Origin of the sequence: Rufibacter tibetensis (assembly GCF_001310085.1) — a bacterium.
Taxonomy (GTDB): domain Bacteria; phylum Bacteroidota; class Bacteroidia; order Cytophagales; family Hymenobacteraceae; genus Nibribacter; species Nibribacter tibetensis.
The window spans coordinates 465,001-484,608 of the sequence record NZ_CP012643.1 but is presented as its reverse complement, the minus strand read 5'-3'; the positions used below and the strand labels follow the sequence as shown (position 1 = coordinate 484,608).

The 19,608-nt window shown below is 46.3% G+C and carries 16 protein-coding genes and 1 tRNA gene (1 of these 17 only partly in view); 9 read left to right on the top strand and 8 right to left on the bottom strand.

Going from position 1 to position 19,608, the window contains the following annotated elements:
- Nucleotides 1–10 precede the first annotated feature (10 nt).
- The gene (locus DC20_RS01795; RefSeq protein ID WP_157593010.1) at nucleotides 11–3,529 is read left to right on the top strand and encodes a hypothetical protein; all 3,519 of its coding nucleotides are present in this window, start codon (nucleotides 11–13) and stop codon (nucleotides 3,527–3,529) included.
- A 239-nt stretch (nucleotides 3,530–3,768) separates the two neighbouring features.
- On the opposite strand, the gene DC20_RS22260 is transcribed toward DC20_RS01795, so the two are convergent.
- The 3 genes from DC20_RS22260 to rfaD form a co-directional block, all read right to left on the bottom strand.
- Entirely contained in the window at nucleotides 3,769–4,017 is a 249-nt protein-coding gene (locus tag DC20_RS22260; RefSeq protein ID WP_071885357.1) for a putative signal transducing protein, read from the bottom strand.
- A 106-nt stretch (nucleotides 4,018–4,123) separates the two neighbouring features.
- Nucleotides 4,124–4,969 carry an FRG domain-containing protein gene (locus DC20_RS01790; RefSeq protein ID WP_245652288.1) on the bottom strand — a complete coding sequence of 282 codons (846 nt, stop codon included), beginning with the start codon at nucleotides 4,967–4,969 and terminating at the stop codon, nucleotides 4,124–4,126.
- Between the two features lie 185 nt (nucleotides 4,970–5,154).
- Nucleotides 5,155–6,120 carry an ADP-glyceromanno-heptose 6-epimerase gene (rfaD, locus tag DC20_RS01785; protein WP_062542255.1) on the bottom strand — a complete coding sequence of 322 codons (966 nt, stop codon included), beginning with the start codon at nucleotides 6,118–6,120 and terminating at the stop codon, nucleotides 5,155–5,157.
- A gap of 404 nt (nucleotides 6,121–6,524) precedes the next feature.
- Between rfaD and DC20_RS01780 the strand changes: the two genes are divergently transcribed.
- From DC20_RS01780 to lpxB, 4 genes are all read left to right on the top strand, one after another.
- Complete coding sequence (locus DC20_RS01780; protein WP_245652287.1) at nucleotides 6,525–7,325, top strand: ABC transporter substrate-binding protein; 801 nt, start codon at nucleotides 6,525–6,527, stop codon at nucleotides 7,323–7,325.
- Complete coding sequence (locus DC20_RS01775) at nucleotides 7,322–8,329, top strand: FecCD family ABC transporter permease (protein WP_062542253.1); 1,008 nt, start codon at nucleotides 7,322–7,324, stop codon at nucleotides 8,327–8,329. Before DC20_RS01780 ends, DC20_RS01775 begins: the two co-directional genes overlap by 4 nt.
- On the top strand, nucleotides 8,329–8,745 hold the full coding sequence (locus DC20_RS01770; RefSeq protein WP_062542252.1) for a 6-pyruvoyl trahydropterin synthase family protein: 417 nt from the start codon (nucleotides 8,329–8,331) through the stop codon (nucleotides 8,743–8,745). Before DC20_RS01775 ends, DC20_RS01770 begins: the two co-directional genes overlap by 1 nt.
- Before the next feature lie 157 nt (nucleotides 8,746–8,902).
- Complete coding sequence (gene lpxB, locus DC20_RS01765) at nucleotides 8,903–10,054, top strand: lipid-A-disaccharide synthase (RefSeq protein WP_062542251.1); 1,152 nt, start codon at nucleotides 8,903–8,905, stop codon at nucleotides 10,052–10,054.
- A gap of 90 nt (nucleotides 10,055–10,144) precedes the next feature.
- Here the strand turns inward: lpxB and clpX are convergent, their stop codons facing one another.
- The 4 genes from clpX to DC20_RS01745 form a co-directional block, all read right to left on the bottom strand.
- Nucleotides 10,145–11,374 carry an ATP-dependent Clp protease ATP-binding subunit ClpX gene (clpX, locus tag DC20_RS01760; protein ID WP_062542250.1) on the bottom strand — a complete coding sequence of 410 codons (1,230 nt, stop codon included), beginning with the start codon at nucleotides 11,372–11,374 and terminating at the stop codon, nucleotides 10,145–10,147.
- Between the two features lie 442 nt (nucleotides 11,375–11,816).
- On the bottom strand, nucleotides 11,817–12,515 hold the full coding sequence (locus tag DC20_RS01755; RefSeq protein ID WP_062545745.1) for a ClpP family protease: 699 nt from the start codon (nucleotides 12,513–12,515) through the stop codon (nucleotides 11,817–11,819).
- A 283-nt stretch (nucleotides 12,516–12,798) separates the two neighbouring features.
- Nucleotides 12,799–14,127 (bottom strand): trigger factor, encoded by a 1,329-nt coding sequence (gene tig, locus DC20_RS01750; protein WP_062542249.1) that lies wholly within the window; start codon nucleotides 14,125–14,127, stop codon nucleotides 12,799–12,801.
- A 76-nt stretch (nucleotides 14,128–14,203) separates the two neighbouring features.
- Nucleotides 14,204–14,285 (bottom strand) — tRNA-Leu (locus DC20_RS01745).
- A gap of 152 nt (nucleotides 14,286–14,437) precedes the next feature.
- Here DC20_RS01745 and DC20_RS01740 point away from each other — a divergent pair.
- Complete coding sequence (locus DC20_RS01740) at nucleotides 14,438–16,642, top strand: RelA/SpoT family protein (protein WP_062542248.1); 2,205 nt, start codon at nucleotides 14,438–14,440, stop codon at nucleotides 16,640–16,642.
- Between the two features lie 156 nt (nucleotides 16,643–16,798).
- On the opposite strand, the gene DC20_RS01735 is transcribed toward DC20_RS01740, so the two are convergent.
- A complete protein-coding gene (locus DC20_RS01735; protein WP_062542247.1) occupies nucleotides 16,799–17,629 on the bottom strand; it encodes an RAD23 family protein in 831 nt (276 codons plus the stop codon).
- 520 nt (nucleotides 17,630–18,149) lie between these two features.
- Here DC20_RS01735 and DC20_RS01730 point away from each other — a divergent pair.
- The 3 genes in view from DC20_RS01730 to DC20_RS01720 are tightly spaced (each overlapping or abutting the next) and all read left to right on the top strand, a layout consistent with a single transcriptional unit that may run on beyond the window.
- Entirely contained in the window at nucleotides 18,150–18,626 is a 477-nt protein-coding gene (locus DC20_RS01730; protein ID WP_062542246.1) for a Fur family transcriptional regulator, read from the top strand.
- Nucleotides 18,616–18,963 (top strand): STAS domain-containing protein, encoded by a 348-nt coding sequence (locus DC20_RS01725; RefSeq protein WP_062542245.1) that lies wholly within the window; start codon nucleotides 18,616–18,618, stop codon nucleotides 18,961–18,963. The genes DC20_RS01730 and DC20_RS01725 overlap by 11 nt, the downstream gene beginning before the upstream one ends.
- On the top strand, nucleotides 18,963–19,608 hold the 5' portion of the coding sequence (locus DC20_RS01720) for an adenylosuccinate synthase (RefSeq protein ID WP_062542244.1). 623 nt of this gene lie beyond the right edge of the window; the window shows 646 of its 1,269 coding nt (coding positions 1–646); the start codon lies at nucleotides 18,963–18,965; its stop codon lies off the right edge, out of view. The genes DC20_RS01725 and DC20_RS01720 overlap by 1 nt, the downstream gene beginning before the upstream one ends.

The window sequence follows — 19,608 nt, the reverse complement described above, 5'->3', positions numbered from 1 at the left end:
CTTCACATGTGTGCTTCTGGGAGCGGGAGAGACACAAGGCCAAGGCTTAACCAATCGCCGGTGTAAATGGGTGAAGTTGCAGCCCGGCACCTTCCGCTTGGATTCCCTTACCGTAGCCGAGAATACTATTGAGATTCTGAATCGCCGGCAACTTCGCCGCCCCCTCAGTTTTCACTATGACCCTATCACCAATCTTTTCCAGTTCATCGGGTTAACTCCTCCAGAATCAACCCAAGTCTTTCGGCCAGATAGTATTGCCAAGGATAGTTCCGGTGCGTTTTCAGCCCGGTTTTCTAAAAAAGAGCCCCAAATAGATTCTGTGCTGGTGTGTTACCGGGTACTTCCGCTGAATGTAGCCGCTCCTTCATTCAAGCGTGACATTCGCACCTGGGACTCTTCCTCTTTTGAGCGGTCCTATGTGTTCAACCCAGCAACTTCCCGCGAAGAAATCTTCAAAACTCCTGGCCTGAACAAAACCGGTAGCATTTCAAGGGGCGTTTCTATAGGAAACACACAAAACGTGTTCGTGAACTCCGCCCTGAACCTGCAGTTGGAAGGAAAACTCACGGATGAAATCAACATCACCGCTTCCATCACAGACCAGAACATTCCTTTCCAGCCCGAGGGCAACACGCAGCAACTGCAGGAATTTGATCGGGTGTTTATTACCCTGCAGCACAGGCTTTGGACCTTGACCGGGGGAGATGTGGTGCTGCGTAACCGGCCAGTCTCTCATTTTTTGCGGTTTTACAAAAACGTGCAGGGCGGGGCGCTGGAAGTAAACCGCGGGAAACCGGGCTGGGAAAGTGCGACCTCAGTAGCTGCTTCTGTAGCGAAGGGAAAGTTCGCGTCTGAAAATATCACGCCCATTGAAAGTGTGCAGGGGCCATACCGGTTGCGTGGCCCCAACGGCGAGCGGTTTATTATTGTACTGGCCAACTCAGAGCGGGTGTACTTAGACGGAAAACTGTTGCAGCGCGGCTTTGACTATGATTATGTCATTGACTACAACCAAGCCGAGATCACCTTCACTCCCAAATGGGTCATCACCAGAAACTCCCGGATCAGGGTTGATTTTGAATATTCAGACCTGAACTACACCCGAAGCGTGGTGCACGCCAGTCATTATCAGAAAATGGGCAAGTTCAACGTTTACGGCAACTTCTACAATGAGGCTGATAACCCCAACAGCACAGTCCTGCTAAACCTGAGCACGAATGAGAAACGCCTGCTGAGCCAGATTGGCGACCGGCTGGATTTGGCAGCCACCCCTAGCGGAGACTCTGTGCGATTTGACCGAAATCAGGTACTGTACCTCAAAAAGGACACTGTCACCGCCAGCGGTGCCTACACCATCTACGAGTATTCTACAGATTCTACCCAAGCCTATTATGCCGTAAGTTTCACTGAGGTGTCTACTGGCGGGAATTACGTGTTGCAGAACAACACCGTGAACGGGCGTGTGTTTCAGTGGGTGGAGCCGGTGAACGGGGTGCCGCAGGGACGGTATGAACCTCTGCGCATTCTTACCACGCCTATCCAGAAACAGATGATGACTTTGGGCGGAATGTGGTCTCTGGATGAGAAGAGCAATGTTTTCCTGGAAGTAGCGGGCTCCAAAAACGACCTCAACCGTTATTCTAACCTGGATTTAGGGGATGACCAGGGTAAAGCCATACGGGTTGGGTACCAACTAAATGACCGGAATATCAAATTCCTAGGCGACTACAAATTGCGTAGTGCTATGACGTATGAGTACACAGACCCCAACTTTGTACCCATAGACAGGTACCGCGATGTGGAGTTTGACCGGGACTGGAGCAGCCCAACCAATACCACCTTGGCTCGGCAGTCCAGGATTGAAGACCATATTTTCACGTTTGCGCTAGGCGGAGTAAAGGACGCACTTCATTTTATCAATTACCGCATCAGCCGGAGGTTCAGACCCACCGAAGTAGATGGTACCCAGCACTTCCTGGAAATGGCCCAGAAAGTAAAAGGCTTAGAACTTCGCACAAACCTGTTCCTGCTTAAGAATGAACAAACTGAAAGCACGTCTGACTGGGTTAGGGGTGAAGTAAACCTGCAGTATCCCACGCGTTTCTTCACTCCCGGTTACACTTACCGCTTTGACAAAAACCGTGTTACTTCAAAACTAAACGAAGCCTTACTTGGCTCGGCTAACTATTTTGATGACCACCTTTTTTACATAGAAAGCCGTGATACTGCCAGTTTCAAGTACCGGGCAGAGTACAGCCGCCGGGTTGATTTTAGGCCTGAAAACGGAGAATTGGGCAATAAACAGGTAGCCAATACTTTCAACTTTAGCACCACCACGGTCATCAAGAAAAACCAGCAACTTTCGGCCTTGATCACGCTCCGTAATTTACAGGCGCGGGACAGCTTAACGGAAACCACCGTTCTATCCAAAATAGACTGGACCGGTGATTTCCTTAACCGGCACCTTCGCTCTGAACTGTCGTATGCCATTGGCACTGGTCGTGAATTGAAGCGGGAATATTTATTCGTGGAAACTATCCCGGGGCAGGGAACCCATTTCTTTGAAGATTTGAACCAGGATGGGCGGCAGGACTTAAATGAGTTCTTTGAGTCACAGCCTTCAGACCCGCCGTATAGACGTAACTTTGTGAGGCTGTTCATTCCTACAGATGAGTATGTCATTGCCTTCACCAACAATTTCACGTACCGCCTGAACAGCAGCTTGCCCCGAGAGTGGCAGAACGCAGACACCCGCTGGAAGCGGATTCTATCTAAATTCTCAGCGTTGTCTTTTGTGACCTTAGACAAACGGACCACCGATGCTGATTTGCGCAGCCGCTTCAATCCGTTTAGCTTGAACTTTGAAGATTCTACCTTGCTTTCGCTTACCCGGTCTTACCGGAATACATTGTACTTCAACCGCAGCAACCCTAAGTACGGTGTAGAGTGGACGGTGCAGCAAGGCTTACAGAAAACGCTTCTCACCAACGGCACAGATGTACGGAACAATGCGAGCCAGCAGGTACTGGTGCGGGTGAACTTGACTGAGGTGTTTTCGAGCCGTTTAAATGTAACCAGGTCCAAACGGGAGAGTGCCTCTAATTACCTAACCACAAAAAACTTCTTGATCCGTTCCTGGGAGGCCATGCCGGAGTTGTCGTACCAACCCAATCCTACCATTCGGTTTACCGGCACGTACCAATGGATGCACAAAGAAAATGAACAGGGAAGCCAGGAAAAGGCCCGGTTTCATGAATTTGGCTCAGAAGCACGGGTAAGCCAGGTAGGAAAACGCACAATCACCGGTGTTGTAAAGTACATTAACATCAAATATTCTGGTCTGGAGACATCGCCGGTGGCGTTTGAAATGCTCAATGGTTTTCGGGCAGGCAACAACCTCACCTGGAACCTGGCGGTGCAACAGCGCCTAAGTAGCGGCCTCAACATCACCTTAGACTATGACGGCCGAAAACCGCAAGGTATCAGAACCATCCACACCGGCCGTATGCAGGTATCGGTGCTGTTTTAATTAGGAATAAGGAATTGGTTTTCTTTAACTGTCTTTTTAGCTGCATAGTCACCTTTTACCTCCTTGCATATTTTTCTCTCTCACTTGTCATCCTGGAAGGATCTTGTGGGCAAGCTAGAAAGGCCTATCTAAATGCAGCTGTTCAGGAAAGAAGGGAAATGGAATGCTTTAATTTGGTTTGAGCCCTTTATTAGAAAACAGGTTGAAAAGGGGAGGAGGGATTCCTTGGTCTACAAAGACTACTGATCTTCGTTTCTTTCGTAGCGGGCAATTATTTCCTCGGCTTCCTGTTGGTCTAAAGAAGAGACAATCACCTTTACGGCGCCGCCTCCACCGGCAGACACTTGCCAGGGAGCAATAGAACCAATATGCTCATCTTTCAGAAAAGCCTGGATACTGGCGTTTTCCAGCATGCTTTTCACCACATTCGCCTCCATGGTGTTGCCAGAAAAAACGATGACCGGTTTCGGTTTGAAGTTGTCACACATAGCTTGGTATATAAAGGAGGGGAAAGGGAGCATAGAAAAGATAACCCTTTCGGCCGAGGGTTAAACGATAGGCTCACCATTCAAATTCCTATTTCTTAAGTTTTTATTAAGTAGTGGTATAATGCCGTCTGAGCCAGGCACTGATGCCGCTAAGCCCAGGGAAGAGCACCCGCTCGGTGATATTGGCTTGGTCTAGTTTATCCCTGATTTCCCACTTCAGTTTGGCCGGAATGATAAGTCGATAATAAAGTTCCGGATGTTCTAACAGCCAATCGCAGAGCATAGCGTCTGGGGAGGACATCATGGAAAACAAGGCGTACTGGTGCACAATGCGTTCATCCAAGGAGGGAGGCTCCATGAACAGCACAAAGGGCTTTTCCTGGAATTCGCTCAAACTGTTGAGGGAAGTAGCAATGGGTTCTAAAACCTCAGGGGTGAACACGTTAGACCCTTCCTTCCGAATAGCTTCCTGCAGTTTTTCTGGTAAATAGTCTGTTGATTTGACATAGTTGACGCACCAAATCACCCCATCTTCATGGAAGTTATTGAGGTCTGAGGTGGCAAAATGCAGGGCTACGTATGGGGAGTAGGTCCAGTCCATTAAGCGAGTAGGCAGGCCGTGGTGCTGGGCTACTGCTAACCAGTTCCAGAAAGACTCACCCACTTCCATGTTACCTCTTGAGTACTTCCTGAAATTGCGGAGCAGGTGGGGTTCCAGTTTAGGGTAGTCTCCGCCAATGCGCATTAGGCTGGTTTTAAGGTTATATCCTTTGTTCCATAATCCTCTGAACACATACGGAGATCGGTAACGGTTTAATTTGTCATCCCAGGAATCACGGAAAAGCTCTCGCTGCAGTTCTTCCCAGGATTCAACTCGTAAGTCATTGGGCATTGCCAAAGAATCAGATGAAGGGTCTGCACTCATGTCGCTTTCTACGATGGAGTAGGCCATAGGAGTTCTGGAGCTTATACAGATTGAGGGTTAATTCAAAACTATTGGTATTAATACGAAAGTAGGGTATTAGTTTGTTGGCTAAGCTTCAAACTAATAAAAGGTGTTCAAGTTTAGAAGGACATTTTTAGAAATCTGCTTAAAAGCAAAAGAGCAGACCTGACATCTGCTCTTTTGCTTTTCTATTAATAATAACTTCCGGACATCAGGTAATTCTGCACGTAATCCTGGATTCCCTGCTCTAACGAGTGAAACGGCTTTTCATACCCAATTCCCCTGAGCTTAGCCATATTGGCTTGGGTGTAGTATTGATATTTATCCCTAATATCTTCTGGGGTGTCTTTGAAATCAATGTTGATATCTGCGCCCATAGCGGTGAAGGTGTTAAAAGCCAGATCTAAGAACGTGCGAGCCTCGCCGCTGCCCAGGTTGTAAATGCCCGAGTTCTTGCGGTGGTGCATGAGCCAGTACATTACGTCTACCACGTCTTTCACATATACAAAATCGCGCATCTGCTTGCCGTCTTCGTAGTCTGGGTTATGGGAGCGGAACAAGGTTAACCGACCAGTTTCTTTGATAGAGTTGAAGGCATGCATCACCACTGAGGCCATTCTGCCTTTGTGGTATTCATTAGGCCCATACACGTTAAAGAATTTAAGCCCTACCCAGAAGAAAGGTTTGGCGGTTTGCTCCAGCGCCCAGATATCAAAATCGTTTTTAGATTCGCCGTAGGCATTGAGAGGGCGCAACAAGTGAATCAATGATTCGTCATCGTCATACCCTAACGTACCGGAGCCATACGTGGCTGCCGAGGAAGCGTACACCAACGGAATCTGGTATTCGCAGCAGGCGTTCCATACTTTTTTAGAGTAGTCCAAGTTAAGGAGGTTCAGAACTTCCAGGTTAGTTTCGGTCGTGTCGGTGCGGGCACCTAAGTGAAAAATGAATTCCACTTCCTCGTAATTCTTGTCCAGCCAGGTGAAGAAATCATTACGGTCTACAAACTCCTTGATTCTCTTGCCCTCTACATTAGGCAGTTTTTTCGCCACAGAAAAATTGTCAACCACCACTATGTCATTGAAATTAGCGGCATTGAGACGGGAAACAAGGCAACTGGCAATAAAACCGGCTGCTCCGGTGACTACTATCATAGAATCTGGGGTTAAAGGTCTGTGTAAAGCTACCCAAAGGTACGAAAGTTTTAAACTGTCGGCTTGCCGATGGGGATGCTTGCTTTGAAGAGGAACTTGTTTAGGGGCTGATTTTAGAAAAAGCAGCTTAAATCAACATCATTTTAAGTAGGGCCTTGCTGCTGCTTTCAGGTTGATTCTTGAAAAGAAGCACCCAAACCAATGGAACTGGACACAATACCTGAATTTTTGCTTAAAGCAAATGCTGTATCTTTGGCACTACTTTTATGAAAAACAAACGAGTAGTGAGATCTTCTGTCTTTGCGTCTTTACAGTGGCGGAGTAAGTTATCAATTGGGCTTTTCTGCCTTTTAATTTTTTGGGCATGTGAACCCAAGAAACCTGCTGTTACAACTTCATCTGGAGTGCATACCGTTACTGATGACCTTGGCCGCAAAGTAACGTTGCCTAAACAGCCTCGCCGTGTTCTGGCCTTGGCACCTTCCATGACCGAAATGCTTTTTGCCGTGGCAGATACCGCCTCTATAGTGGGCCGTACCCAGAACTGCGACTATCCGGCGGCCGCACTTACCAAGCCGGTGGTCAACAACTACCCCATGGATTACGAACGCCTGCTTTCTCTGAAGCCTGATGTAGTCTTCGCGACAGACGGCATCATCTCCCTGGAAGTAGCGGCTCAGGTTCAGAAACTAGGTATTCCAATTTATTTCCAAGCCTATGACAGCGTAACTGACATTTTGCGTGGCATCAGAACTCTTGGCCAGTTGCTGCAGCGGGAAGAAAAAGCCAATGCCGTAGCTGATTCCTTACAAAGAATTATAAACCAACTGGCCACGGATACTGCCCGAGCCGCCAGACCCACAGTGCTGGCTATTACCTGGAAAGACCCAATTTATGTGTATGGTCGCAACACCTTGTTCACAGATAAACTCCGGTACGCTGGCGGAAAGAATGCCCTAACTGAGATCTTCGCCCAACCATACCCGGCGCTTACCAGGGAGTATATTTTAAAAATGGATCCTGAGGTAATCATAGGAGGAAGCTTTGAGCAGATGGAAAAGACGTTTTTCTCCCTTTATCCAGAACTGCGCCGCATTAAAGCCTACAAACAAAAACGAATTTATGAAGTAACAGATGACCTGATGTCCAGGCCCAGCCCGCGAGTAGTAGAAGGCATTGCTGAACTTAAAGCAGTTTTAAGGTGAGAAAAGCTTTCCTATTAGTGGTGTGCTTGCTGCTCTTGTCTGCTTTGGGTTTCTTTCTGGGCCTGAAGGTGGGCAGCATTTCTACTTCCTACACCACCATCATGGAGGCACTCTTTTCCTATGATTCTACTGACCCCACCCATTTCAGCATTATAAACCTACGTCTGCCCAGATTGCTATTGGCCTTTTTGACAGGTGCTTCCCTGGCTTTTTCTGGTTACCTCATGCAAGCCTTGGTGAACAATGCTTTGGCTGATCCTTATTTATTAGGTACTGCCTCCGGAGCATCATTAGGAGCCTCTCTCAGTTTCTTCCTGTTTGCAGACCTTACGTTTATGGGATTGTACCTGCCGCCGTTCTTTGCGTTGGCAGGTTCGTTCGCTGTGACGCTGGTAGTGGTGGTGCTTGGCTCAAGAAGAGGGCAGTTGATTCCTAGTCAGATGTTACTGGTAGGAGTAGCCTTAAGTTCTTTGTTGACGGCGCTCGTAAGTTTACTCATGTTCCTGTCAGACTCTGAAAGCCAGTTAAAATCGGTCGTTTTCTGGAGCATGGGAGGGTTTGAGAAAGCAGATTGGTCTACGTTGGGGTACCCGGCTGTTACGTTGACCTTGGGTTTAATCCTGTTTTTCTTTCTGCAGCGACATTTAAGTGTCTTGTTGCTAGGCGCTGAACGAGCCGAGACCCTTGGAGTTGATGTAAGATTAATAAGGTGGGTGATGCTGGTCTCGGTTTCTGTGGTGACAGGATTTGCCGTGGCGTTCTCAGGACCGGTAGGGTTTGTGGGCCTCATGGTACCGCACTTTACGCGGGCCCTGCTGGGAACTACCAACCGGCTCAACCTGATTGCATGCGCCTTGGCAGGAGGGTTGTTCCTAGTGGTTTGTGATTTGATTTCCAGATGGATTTATCCGCCGGCCGGTATGCCAGTTGGTATCGTAACTTCGTTCTTTGGTGTACCTTTCTTCGTATATTTGCTGCGAAGAAAGAACTACCGATTCAGTTAATGGTATACGTAAGCAGATTAGAGCATTTCAATGCGGCGCACAAGCTGCATAACCCCAATTGGTCGCTGGCAAAAAACAAAGAAGTTTTTGGTCCCTGCGCTAACACCAACTGGCACGGGCATAACTATGAACTGATTGTAACGGTGAAGGGCAAGCCAGATCCTGACACAGGATTTGTGATTGATTTAAAGAAGTTGAGCACTCTTATAAGAGAGCACATCATCAAGAAAGTAGACCACAAGAACCTGAACATGGATGTCGCTTTCATGGAAGGCAAACTGGCCAGCACTGAAAACCTGGTAATGGAATTCTGGAACATCCTCAACCCCCTCATTCCCCGTATATCTGGCGCGCAATTGCACAGCCTGAAGCTGTATGAGACTCCCCGTAACTTTGTGGAATATTTTGGAGAGTAGAAACTGTTAACTCCTAACGTTGAAAGACAAGGCTAGATAAATTATCTATATAAAACAATATAGGTTGATTAATTACGTTCTGGCACAAAGCTTGTGTGGAGAGGGTTGAGATTGGCTTTTCATTGTTATAGCCCTGTTATCAATCAGACCCCATTCAATGAAATATTACATAATTGCCGGAGAACGCTCTGGAGACCTGCACGCCTCTAATCTGATCAAGCAATTGCATGAACAGGATACAGAGGCCCATGTTCGCTGCTGGGGCGGTGACATGATGGAAGCGGCAGGGGCAGAACTGGTGAAGCATTATCAGGAAATGGCCTTCATGGGCTTTCTGGAAGCTGCCAAGAATCTGTTCAAAATCAAACGGTTTTTGAAGGAGTGCCAGGAGGATTTGCTTCAATACAAACCCGATGTAGTGATTCTGGTTGATTATGCAGGGTTCAACATGCGCATCGCCAAATTCGCGAAGGAGCACGGGCTTAAAGTTTTCTATTACATTTCCCCTAAAATCTGGGCCTGGAACCAAGGCCGGGTACATACCATCAAAAAGCTGGTCGACAGAATGTTCGTCATCATGCCTTTTGAGAAAGACTTCTACCACAAATTTGATTACAAGACAGACTATGTGGGCAATCCAGTCTCAGACGCCGTAGCCGCTCACGTGCATAATCCCAATTTCAGGAAAGACAACGGGTTAGATGATCGGCCAATTATTGCGGTACTACCTGGCAGCCGGCAGCAAGAGATAGAAAGTATTCTCTACATCATGCTCAGTATTTTGCCTCCTTTTCAGGACTACCAGTTTGTAGTTGCCGCGGTAAGCAACTTCTCCAAGGAGTACTACGCTAACTTTGACCGAAAGCCGTTCATCAAAATTGTATATGACCAGACCTATGATATCTTAGCCAACGCTGAGGCAGCTTTGGTTACCTCTGGTACTGCCACTTTGGAAACAGCCATGTTCAGCGTACCACAAGTGGTTTGCTACCGTACGAGCGTCATTTCCTACTGGATTGGCCGCGCTGTAATCAAAGTGCCATATATCTCCTTAGTAAACCTTATTGCTGGGAAAAAAGTAGTACCAGAATTGATCCAGGGTGACATGAACGCGCAGAACTTGGTAAGGGAATTAAAGAACATTCTACAGAACCCTGCAGGACGTTCAGCCCAAATAGAAGGATACAAACGTGTGAAAGAATTGATAGGGGAGTTCAATACTTCTGAGACGGCCGCCAAGTTAATGGTTCAATACTTACGGGATGGTAAGACAACTCCTCAAGCTACCAGATCTTTGAAAAGCGCTTAATAGCTGATTTTACAAAAACGATTACAAAAGAGAAGGCCTCCCTTATCATAGTAGGGGAGGCCTTCTCTTTTGTAGCTCTGCTTTATTTTCTTAGGCTACTTTCAATTTCTTTACCGCAGATTTCTCAAATTTCTCGCGGGCATAGTCTAATGTAATGATTAGGTCACTGGTTCCTTCCTGCTCTTCAGAAGGAAGATCAAACATAGCATCGGTCATGATGCCTTCGCAGATAGAACGTAAACCACGAGCCCCTAATTTGTACTCAAAGGCTCTCTCCACTATGTACTCCAAGGTTTCCTCGGCAAACTCCAGGTTGATGTTCTCCATCTCAAAAAGGCGCTTGTACTGCTTCACCAAAGAGTTCTTAGGTTCAGTCAAGATCAGACGAAGGGTCTCTTTGTCTAATGGATTCAGGTGCGTCACTACTGGCAGACGACCAATCAATTCTGGGATCAACCCAAAGGATTTTAGATCCTGGGAAGTGATGTATTTCAGGAAGTTTTCAGTGTCAACCTTCTCATCCAGGTTGGTAGAAGAGAACCCGATCGGCTTGGTGTTCAGACGGCTCTTGATCAAACGATCAATGCCTACGAAAGCGCCACCGCAGATGAAAAGGATGTTTTCAGTGTTTACTGAAATCATTTTCTGCTCTGGGTGTTTACGGCCTCCCTGTGGCGGCACGTTTACTGAGGTTCCTTCCAACAGTTTTAACAAAGCCTGCTGTACACCCTCACCACTTACATCACGAGTAATAGATGGATTGTCGCTTTTACGAGCGATTTTGTCAATCTCGTCTATATACACAATACCACGTTCGGCAGCCTCTACGTTGTAATCAGCGGCTTGCAGCAGGCGAGTTAAGATACTTTCAACGTCCTCCCCTACGTAACCGGCTTCCGTTAAAACGGTAGCATCTGCAATACAGAAAGGAACTTGCAATACGCCAGCTAGCATACGGGCCAGGAAGGTTTTTCCGGTACCGGTTTCACCTACCATGATGATGTTTGATTTCTCAATCACCACGTCATCAGTTTTAGGCTTCTGCATTAAACGCTTGTAGTGGTTGTACACCGCTACAGACATTACCTTTTTTGCTTCGTCCTGACCTACCACAAACTGGTCCAGGTAGGTTTTCATTTCACGTGGTTTGATCAGGTTGAATTTAGGTGCGCGGTTAGTGGCACGTAATCTATTCTCCTCATTTAATATTTGCTGCGCCTGCCCAATGCAACGCTCACAAATGTGTGCGTTGATGCCTGAGATCATTACAGACACCTCTTTCTTATTCTTTCCGCAAAAGGAGCACGTTATTTCTGCCATAAACCGAGAGTGGGATATTCTTTCCTGCCCCTAAGATGGGGCGGCTACGGCAAAGTTACAAAATTGGTTAGCCACTCCGCTAAAATATTTTTACACAAGTTATCCATAGCTGGTTAGGAAGTGATTGGGCATTAGGCTATTATAAAATATAGTATATGTTGTATCTGGCTGATGCAGAATGATGTGTATCATAAAAGCCAACTTGCTTTCTTCGTTCTCTCCTAAAAATGACCATCAAAAAAAGTTATAATACACACTTGTGATAAGCTGTTTTAAGGCTAATTTCGGCTAATTTAGTCCAAAATGGAGCCTTCCTTTAGGTATGGTTGTATGTTCCTGGTCAATAGAACAGCCAAATTGAGATAAGCTAAATCAGAATACAAGGCCATAAAAAAGGCCCGCTCAAAAGCGGGCCTTTGTAAATGTATTAAGAGGATTCTGATTACGCTTTATGGCGGGTTAATACCTCATCAATCAAACCATATTCTTTGGCTTCCTGGGCAATCATCCAGTAGTCACGGTCGCTGTCTTTGTCAACCTGCTCCACTGACTTGCCGCTGTGGCTGGAGATGATCTCGTACAATTCTTTTTTCAGCTTCAGAATCTCACGGGCAGTGATCTCAATGTCTGAAGCCTGTCCTTGCGTACCACCCATTGGCTGGTGAATCATCACGCGGGCGTGTGGCAGGGCAGAGCGCTTGTCTTTGGCCCCACCGCACAGAAGAACGGCTCCCATAGAAGCGGCCAGACCAGTACAGATAGTGGCAACATCTGGCTGCACGTACTGCATGGTGTCATAGATACCTAAACCGGCATATACAGAACCACCTGGGCTGTTGATGTAAAGCAGGATGTCTTTCTTCGCGTCGGCGCTTTCCAGGAACAGCAACTGGGCAGTGATGATGTTGGCAATATAATCATCTACCTGGGTACCCAGGAAAATGATACGGTCTACCATCAAGCGGGAAAACACGTCAATCTCCCGGAAGTTGGTAGGTCTTTCCTCAATAACAGAACGCGTCATGCTGGTTGGGTGCATGTTCGTTTTGCTTTCAAAGTGAGTTAAGTATTGGTCAACGCCAAGGCCACTCATGCCAAGGCCTTTCACGGCAAATTTTCTGAATTCGTCTTTAGTGTACATAAGGGTTCTGTTTAGATGCCTTAACTTAAAAAGAAACGGGTTGGTTACAAGAATAACCAGAAGGGGCAAACGGAGTTTACCTGATTTCCGGTTTGTTTTTCTAAAATCAGGCCAAAAATAGTTAATGGTTGTTTACTGCCATTATGGCCGAAGACGGGGCGTGAGGCGTTCTCTTCTACTTCTCTTGAATCATGCCCGGGGAGGGCCAATGCGTGCCGTCTTAAAACAAAAAAGTCCTTAGCGTAAGGTAAGGACTTTTTTGTTTAATAAGGTATGATACTACTTATGCACCTACTTTGTTGCGGAATTCCTCAGCAGTGATGGTGTTTTCAGAGATAGTCACTTTTTCTTTCACAAATTCTAATACTCTTTCAGCTACCAACGCTTCGTACTCATTCACGAAGTTCTTGCCGTTGTTTTGCTTTAAGTGGTTATCCAGGAAGTTGTTGAACGTGTCTGCCATCTCTTCTGGCACCTCTGGCATGTTAAACTGAGCCATCATTTTCTGACGCGCACTGTTCACCACATCTTCGTTGCTTACTTTGATGTCATTCTCTTCCACCACTTTGTTGCGGATCATAGACCACTTCAGTTCTTTCACATATTGGCCGTAGAACTCGTCAATCTGCTCTGGAGTAATTTTGCCTTCATTTGTAACGGCTAACCAGCGCTTGAAGAACTCCTCTGGAATTTCAATAGAAGATTTCTCTACCAATTGGTCAATCACGTCGCGATCCAGAACGTTTACGGCCTCACGGTCATAGTTTTCTTTGATCACCTCGCGAACTTTGGCGTCAAATTCTTCCTGCGTTGTCACGATGCCTTGTCCGAAGATTTTGTCAAAGAACTCCTGGTTCATCTCGGCAGGCTCTGTACGGTTGATTTTTTCTACCGTGAACGTGAATTGGCCGTTCAAGTCTTTGCTAAGGTCTTTGCTTAAGCCAGTAACGTGTGCTAAAGCGGCATCATCGCCAAACGCTTCGCGGATGTCAAAGGTGATGGTGTCACCTGGCTTCACGCCCACAAACGTCTCTACGCCAGAAACAACTTTGTTGATAGGAAGCAACGTTTTGGTTTCGAACTCACCCTCCACTTGCTTCAGGTCACCATACAGGTAATCATTGGCCTCAGAAACTTCTGGGTTGGTGGTCTGTCCGAACTGGCGCTGCATCTGCTCATAGGCTTCGTCAACGGTGGTTTGGTCTACCTCAATGTCATATTTCTGAACAGACACGTCGTTCAAAGGCAATTCAAACTCAGGCAGAAGACCTACAGAGTAGCTGAACTCAAACTCTTTCTGGTTGTCCCAGTCAATAGCGTTCTCATCCTGACGGTCAGGAAGGGGCTCGCCTAAAATGCGCAGTTTGTTTTCTTTGATGTAGTTATTTACCGACTCATGCAAAAGCTGGTTGATAGATTCAACCAAGATGCCTTTGCCATACATCTTACGGATCAAACCAGCTGGAACCTTACCAGGGCGGAAACCTTTGATATTGGCTTTCTTGCTGTAATCTTTGATTTGCTCGTCTACACGGGCAGCGTAGTCAGCCTCTTGCAGGCTAACTTTTAGGCTGGCATTCTGGCCATTGGTTTGATTAAGGGTGATATTCAAAGCTATCAGGTTTTAATTGTGCTACGGTTAAATTGAAAAAACCCCCAACCCCGGTTGGGATTGAGGGTTTGACTTGTGCGGATGGAGGGACTCGAACCCCCATGCCTCGCAGCGCTAGATCCTAAGTCTAGTGCGTCTACCAATTTCGCCACATCCGCATCAATGTGTGTGTTTGTTTTGGTGATGCAAATGTAGCAAACACTTTTTTGTTTATGCAACTCTCTTTCGTTTTTTTTGTTGAAATTTATAAAAAACACCTCAAAAACAGGTTGGCGCTTGCTAGACCCCGTATTTTGATGTACCTACCCAAATGATTGATCACGAAGCAGAGCGTAAAGAGATCCTGCGCCATTACAGAAAGTTGCTGCGGCACGCCAAGCCTTTCTTAAAAGACAATGACGCCAAGATCATCAAGAAAGCATTCAACACCTCGTTAGAGGCCCATAAAGATATGCGCCGGAAATCCGGCGAACCGTACATTTTGCACCCGCTGGCTGTTGCCCAGATTGCGGTAGAGGAGATTGGTCTTGGGACCACGTCTATAGTGGCGGCCCTGCTGCACGATGTTGTAGAAGACACAGACCTGGAGATCGCCGACATTGAACGCGACTTTGGGCCGCGGGTAGCCAAAATTATTGAAGGTCTTACTAAGATCTCAGGAGTGTTTGAATACGGAACCTCGCAGCAAGCGGAGAACTTCCGGAAAATGCTCCTCACGCTCTCAGACGATGTGCGTGTGATTTTGATCAAGCTAGCTGACCGCCTGCATAACATGCGTACGTTGGGCAGCATGGCCCGTGACAAGCAGCTCAAAATTGCGTCTGAGACCATGTACCTGTATGCTCCTTTGGCACACCGCCTAGGCTTGTATGCGATTAAGTCTGAATTGGAAGACCTTCACCTGAAATACACCGACACAGAGACGTATAAGTTTATATCCAATAAGATCAGGCAAACAAAGGCAGCGCGAAGCAAATTCATTGCAGATTTCATTGGTCCGGTAGAGGAGGAGTTGCGAAGGCAAGGCTTCAAGAACTTTGAGGTGAAAGGGCGTCCTAAGTCTATCTACTCCATCCTTAAAAAGATGAAGAAGCAGAACGTCACCTTTGAGGAGATCTATGACCTTTTTGCCATCCGCATTATTCTGGATGTGCCCTATGAGCAGGAGAAGCCTGTCTGCTGGCGCGTCTATTCTATTGTAACAGACTTTTACCAACCTAACCCAGACCGTTTGCGCGACTGGATCAGTACACCCAAGGCCAACGGGTATGAAGCACTTCATACTACGGTAATGAGTAGAACCGGTCAATGGGTGGAGGTGCAGATCAGGACCAAACGCATGGATGATATTGCCGAACGCGGCTACGCGGCCCATTGGAAATACAAGACGGGCAGCACCGGTCCTTCTGAGTCTGGACTGGACAACTGGATCAACAAGGTGCGCGACATGCTTGACGTAAGCAACACCAACGCCATTGAGTTCCTGGATGAATTCAGGACCAACTTGTTTGTGGAGGAGGTGTTTGTCTTTACTCCTAAAGGAGAGCTGATCATCTTGCCAGATCGAGCTACAGCCTTGGATTTTGCTTTTGAGATCCACACGCATATTGGGTACCAAAGCTTAGGCGCGAAAGTAAACCAGAAGCTGGTTCCGTTAAGTTACCGGTTACACAACGGAGACCAGGTGGAGATTCTGACCTCACAGAAGCAGAAGCCTACCGGTGAGTGGCTGAAGTTTGTGACCACCTCAAAAGCCCGCTCCAAGATAAAGGAGTTCCTGCGCGAAGAACGGAAAGGCAAAGCCGAAGAAGGAAAAGCTTTAGTGGAGGAGCGGCTGAAACATTTAGGCATAGAATGTTCGCCTTCTAACTTGAACCGGTTGGCAGCTTATTTCAACGCTCCATCTTTGCAGGACTTTTACTACAAAGTGGCGGTGAATCTTTTAGACCTGAAGGAAATAAAAGAATACATCTTTAATCCGCAGAGCGAAAAGTACCAACCTGCTTCTTTACTGGTTGGGTCTACGTTTGACAAAGAGGTAGAGAAAATAAGGGGAATCAATTCCCAATTGCTGGTGATTGGTGGCGGCACTGACAAGATTGACTATGAACTGGCCAATTGCTGTAATCCTATCCCAGGCGACGATGTATTCGGTTTCCAAACAATCGACCACGGGATCACCATCCACCGGACTACTTGCCCTAAAGCTGTAGAGCTGATGTCAAATTACGGGCACCGCATTGTGAAGGCGAAGTGGACTGGTCAGCAGGAGCTTTCTTTCCTGGCAGGTATCACCATTAAAGGAACAGACCGGGTAGGCTTGGTAAATGACGTTACCAAAATTATTTCGAACTCTTTGAAAGTTAACATGCGCTCAATCACAATTGACTCACATGACGGAGTGTTTGAGGGGCGCCTGATGATTTTCGTGAATGACACGGCGCAGTTGGAAAAACTGATCCAAAAGTTATTAAAAGTAAACGGAGTACTGAGTGTAGACCGTTTCGATTCTTAGATCTCTTCTCAACTTCTATCACAACAGAAAGGCCCAGTTTTATAGCTGGACCTTTCTGTTGTGATAGAATAAAGGATGATTGCGTTACTGTTTACACCTGATTTCTGTAAAATAACCGAGAAATAGAGGCAAATCACTAAGGTTTTCTTCTGGCAATTAGAATCTGTAGTTCAAGCCAATGGTTATGTTTGATATTGGGCCTGTTTCTAATTCTACGTGTGCACCTGCACTATTTGTGAAGTAGTACCGGGCACCAGCTAAAATGCCTACTTTCACTTCGCCTTCGCTGGCTTCGTAATCAGACATGAAGGAGTCATCCCAGTCTGCTTTTGATCGGGCGTAGCCCAGTGTCAAACCAGCGTAAGTGTCTAATTTTTCATTTTGGGTGAAGTTGTAGTGGTAGGCTCCCTTGGCAGCAATGTACATCATAGAGATCTTGTAATCTTCGTCCCATTTCACGTGGGCATAGGAGAACGTTCCACCAACACCAATCACACCCGGGCCTGCTGCCACATTCAGCCCTCTTTCATAAGAGAACGTTAGTGGCTTTAATACTTTTGCCCCTCTACCGTAATAATCTATTTTTTCAACTAAGCCGAAGCCAATCCCCACAACGTTTGTACCTCCTGCAAAAGCTGCGGTTACTTGTTTTTTAGCTTCTACAGAGCTTTCTGCTGTTGTAACAGGCTCTGAAGTTACCTCTGCAACTGGCTTAGAAGGTGTTACTGCGGCAATTGCTGGCGCAGTTGGTTTCTTCTGGGCTGGGGCTGCCGTTGTTTTAGGCTTTGCTGGGGTAGTAGCCGCGGTAGAAGCTTTTGCTTTAAATTGAGCGGGGACAGATGAAGTTGTTTTTGCTTTTGTCTGTACTGCTGAAGACGCAGTAGACGTTTTTGCCTTGGTTTGAGCCGAAGCTGCCAAAGAAGTTAAACCGATCATTGTGGTTAAAGAAAGCATGCGCATTCCCTTCAAAAGGGTTGACTTTTTCATAATAGTAATTTTTCAAAAAGGGTTAAAATTGCTGATAAATTTCTGTCAGAAACAGTATTGGTTTCTATGGTAGCGCCTGGGCTACTGACACTGATTTAGAGATTGTTTGAAGGCCTTTTGTTACAATTCTTATTGTGTGTTCCTGTTCTTCAGACACAGTGAAAAAGGGTTACCCCTATATTTGCTTGGTATAATTTGAATGTTTTGGATGAACCCGTTAATTCAGGGGATGAAAGAGACTAAACAGATCCCGAAACGGAAAAAGGAAAAAGAAAGAAATTTGATCTACCTGTTTTTAAGGTAGTTTCCTAAAACAAGGCTTTAAACAGAAAAAGGGAAGGGCTGTTTTATAAAGAAGAGGCAGAAGAAGTAAGTTGAGGTCCTTACCTTTATAGAGGAGGCCAAATGCAAGTAGCCCCTTAGGAAAAGCTACAGGCATTAGCTTTTCTGGATTTCCTTTTTAGGGGCGTTTTTAGCTTTCCCACCTAAAACCTGTTAAGTTTGCAGCAGAAGAAGGCATATGGCACTAGATGAAGCGAAATTCTTGGAGGTGAAGAAGATTTTCACCGCCTATTTAGAAAGCAAAGGGCTCCGGAAAACTCCGGAACGCTATGCTATATTAGAAGAAATCTATTCGCGCAACGGTCATTTTGATGTGGAGTCTCTTTACATCAGCATGAAAAACAAAAATTACCAGGTAAGCCGGGCTACTGTATACAATACTTTAGATTTACTAGTAGAGAATGACTTGGTAAGTAAACACCAGTTTGGCCGCAACCTGGCGCAGTATGAAAAATCATACGGCCGGAGGCAGCATGATCATGTCATTTGTACAGAATGCCACAAAGTGGTGGAATTTTGCGACCCTCGGGTGCACAACATCCAAACTATGGTGGGAGAGTTGCTGAATTTTAATATTCTGCACCACTCCTTAAATTTGTACGGTATCTGTGGTGACTGCCAGGCCAAATTAAACGCACCCATCCATGAAAATTGATCATACCCTAGAAAACAACATTCTGATCATTCGGTTAGAAGGTGACATGATTGGTGGCCCTGAAACCCAGCGGCTCATGGATTTGGCTAATACCACCATTGATGATTCTCTGCTTCTTTCAGCGGTAGACTTGTCTAACGTGCGGTTTATCAATAGCACTGGTATTGGCGTGTTGGTTTCTCTTTTAACCAAATTCAGGAATAGAGGCGGGGAGTTGATTCTCATTAATCCGTCTGAGCATATTCGTAAGTTATTAATCATCACAAAACTGAACGCTATCTTCACAATTGCCGAAGATGATACACAGGCGGTTCAGCTTCTTAAAGAATCAGTTTAATGCCAGTTGACATTTTAGTAGGCCTCCAATGGGGGGATGAAGGAAAAGGTAAAATCGTTGATGTCCTTGCTCCTCAATATGATGTGGTGGCCCGTTTCCAGGGAGGCCCTAATGCCGGACACACGCTTGAGTTTGAAGGCACCAAGCATGTGCTGCACCAGATACCATCCGGTATTTTTCACGAGCATATCACCAACATTATTGGAAACGGAGTTGTTCTGGATCCTATCGTGTTCAGGACTGAGGTAGAGAAATTAACCGCCAGAGGAATTGACGCTTCACGCAATCTTTTCATCTCTAAAAAGGCGCAGCTGATTTTGCCGTCACATAAGAGCTTGGACAGAATCTCGGAAGAAGCCTTAGGAACTTCTAAAATCGGATCTACTCAAAAAGGCATTGGTCCGGCTTATCAGGATAAGATTGGCCGTAGCGGTTTACGCGTGGGGGATATTCTGCAACCTGATTTCCAGGAGCGGTACCAAGCCACGGTTGAAAAGCATCAGAAAATAGCCTCTTTTTACCAAAAGGGCCTTGAAATAGAAGAATTAGAGCAACAATTCTTCAGTGCTGTAGAGTTCTTGCGCACCTTCACCCTGGTAGATTCTGAGTACATGATCAATCAGGCGATCAAAGAAGGAAAGAAGA

Coding starts and splice junctions, on each gene's coding strand:
- DC20_RS22260 (WP_071885357.1), bottom strand. CDS start 4,017: ATGTGTGACAACTTCAAACCGAAACCGGTCATCGTTTTTTCTGGCAAC.
- DC20_RS01790 (WP_245652288.1), bottom strand. CDS start 4,969: ATGGCCTACTCCATCGTAGAAAGCGACATGAGTGCAGACCCTTCATCT.
- rfaD (WP_062542255.1), bottom strand. CDS start 6,120: ATGATAGTAGTCACCGGAGCAGCCGGTTTTATTGCCAGTTGCCTTGTT.
- DC20_RS01770 (WP_062542252.1), top strand. CDS start 8,329: ATGGTATACGTAAGCAGATTAGAGCATTTCAATGCGGCGCACAAGCTG.
- lpxB (WP_062542251.1), top strand. CDS start 8,903: ATGAAATATTACATAATTGCCGGAGAACGCTCTGGAGACCTGCACGCC.
- clpX (WP_062542250.1), bottom strand. CDS start 11,374: ATGGCAGAAATAACGTGCTCCTTTTGCGGAAAGAATAAGAAAGAGGTG.
- DC20_RS01755 (WP_062545745.1), bottom strand. CDS start 12,515: ATGTACACTAAAGACGAATTCAGAAAATTTGCCGTGAAAGGCCTTGGC.
- DC20_RS01740 (WP_062542248.1), top strand. CDS start 14,438: ATGATTGATCACGAAGCAGAGCGTAAAGAGATCCTGCGCCATTACAGA.
- DC20_RS01735 (WP_062542247.1), bottom strand. CDS start 17,629: ATGAAAAAGTCAACCCTTTTGAAGGGAATGCGCATGCTTTCTTTAACC.
- DC20_RS01730 (WP_062542246.1), top strand. CDS start 18,150: ATGGCACTAGATGAAGCGAAATTCTTGGAGGTGAAGAAGATTTTCACC.
- DC20_RS01725 (WP_062542245.1), top strand. CDS start 18,616: ATGAAAATTGATCATACCCTAGAAAACAACATTCTGATCATTCGGTTA.